The 2,164-nt window shown below is 29.9% G+C and carries 2 protein-coding genes; both read left to right on the plus strand.

Features of this window, described 5'->3' with window-relative positions; all coding sequences use genetic code 11:
- Nucleotides 1–408: 408 nt before the first annotated feature.
- Entirely contained in the window at nt 409–813 is a 405-nt protein-coding gene (locus ACZM4J_RS12175) for a transposase (protein WP_412336283.1), read from the plus strand.
- A gap of 148 nt (nt 814–961) precedes the next feature.
- The gene (locus tag ACZM4J_RS12180) at nt 962–1,204 is read left to right on the plus strand and encodes a GrpB family protein (protein ID WP_412623043.1); all 243 of its coding nucleotides are present in this window, start codon (nt 962–964) and stop codon (nt 1,202–1,204) included.
- Nucleotides 1,205–2,164: the final 960 nt, after the last annotated feature.

Genomic DNA, 2,164 nt, shown 5'->3' on the forward strand with positions numbered 1-2,164 from the left:
ACGCACGGGCAATATCTTTTTATAAGAGAGAAGGATTTGAGATTCAGCATAGTGGCTTAGATGAGGCTACCGGAGAAAAAGATTATGTAATGACATGGCAACACAAATAGAAATTCAAGTTTGTCATACATGCAAGAACGACTACAACGGTATTGACTCGTGACAATAAAATGACAATATTTTCGTCTTAGACTATATGCAAAAATACTAAAACAGTACAGAAATGAACTGTTAAATACAATAAATATCCTGCTTTATAAAGGAGTAAATTTTTATGAGTATGAGTTTGAATAATGGATTAAAATGCCGAAAGCCTGTATTTATGCGGATTTTCGGCATTTACTTTATTAAATGGCTCTAGGTTGGATATATTTATGGAGAGAATAATTGATTGGAAGGGAGATAACAATGAAACAATTATCCGAGGATGATGCATATGAGAATTATTACCAATTTGTAGGTGCTACAAAATATAGAAAACCTCTTTTTTATGACAATGAGATTCGTCATAGATTAAGTTGCATTATAGCAGACATTTTTAATAAAAAAAAAGAAATAGAGATAGTTGAAAGTACAGTTGCATATAATCATATTCATGTTTTAGTAAAAACGCAATTAGATCCTTCTAAAGTAGGACAACTTCTATTTGGGGCTTCGTCAAGATTATTGAGAAAAGAATTTCCTGTTCTTGTAGAACAAATACCAAAAGGTTTATGGGGTGGTAAGTCATTTGAACCTATCGTTGATAAAAAACACCTTGATAATTGCATTTCATATATTAGAAGACATCAACCGGATAACACAAAGATATAAACAAGTTTATTGTATAACGAAAAGAGAAAAATGTTATTATGATATTAGGATAAAAAAGAGGAACCATACAACTGGAATCGTATGAAAATAATGGGATGATAATGCTATTCAAAAAATAAAAGCACTAAAATCCATATCAGATGATGCTATTGATATACAGTATATTGGAAGTACAGCAATACCTGAAATTAAAGCGCAACTGATTATTGATATTTCTGTTGAGTTAACTGATATTGAGAGAATAATGTCACATAATGAACAGTTACAGATGAAAGATATTTTTTATCGCGGTTCAGATGTTGAACACCCACTTCTTTATGTAATGGGTAATATGGAAAAGGATACCCGAACACACCATATTTATTTAAGAGCTTATCTAAATGCTAATTAAAATATGGTTTTGAAGTATCAGAAGGTGAAGGAAAAAAACGAAAAGCAAATATACAACTGATTGAAAAATTTATACAAGAGAAAAACAGGGAATGATAAATAGTATTTTAAATTGTGGAAATGTAAGATAAACTAAAAGTGAAGATTTAATTGAAATACTGCATTTATATCTGTACTTTCACGAAAAGAGATGACAGGGGAATATGAGAATTTAAGGAGTACAAGGAAAGGTTATTAATGATAAAATTATCATTTGATTGTTTGTGGGTTTAATGAAGAGATAGTTATATCATGTGTATGCGTGGTTATTTCTAATCTTACAAGAAATGCTCGAGCATATGCTTTTATGGAGAATGTAGTAACACACGCAGATTATTGAAAAAAAGGATATGCAACAGATTACTTAAACTATAAAAATAGGAGAGCTTCAGAAAATATAAATACATAGAAATTGGTAAATGAGTGGTTATAAGTAATACTAATTGTGTCACCAGTGGTGACACAATTAGGAAGGAGAAATTAATTTGAATAAAAATGGTGCTAAATCTTGACATAGCACCATGTAAAGATTAGTATACTGAAAACTCAAAAGTAGTAGTATTTAAGATAATGTAAAAAATTAAATATTGTAGAAGTTACAATAGAAATATTAATTTAATAAAAATGAAAAAAGAAGAATTCATGTGGAGTGAGTTCTTCTTTTTTGTAATAGGTAAATCTGAGTGAAGGCTGCTTTATATGTGCCACTTGTATAAAAATGTTTCAACAACTTAACATAATTAATTTATGTAAAAAAATCATACAATAGCTGACTTGTAAAAGTAAATTCCGTGTGAAAGATTAAATTCCACAGGTCGGTGGGGCATGCGGACATTTTTTTAGACCGCTATGCCTATACTCCTTCTATAATCTAGAGGACTAAGTCCTCCGAGTGTTGATTTAATTCTATCTTTGCAATACC

This window comes from Eubacterium sp., assembly GCF_057858645.1.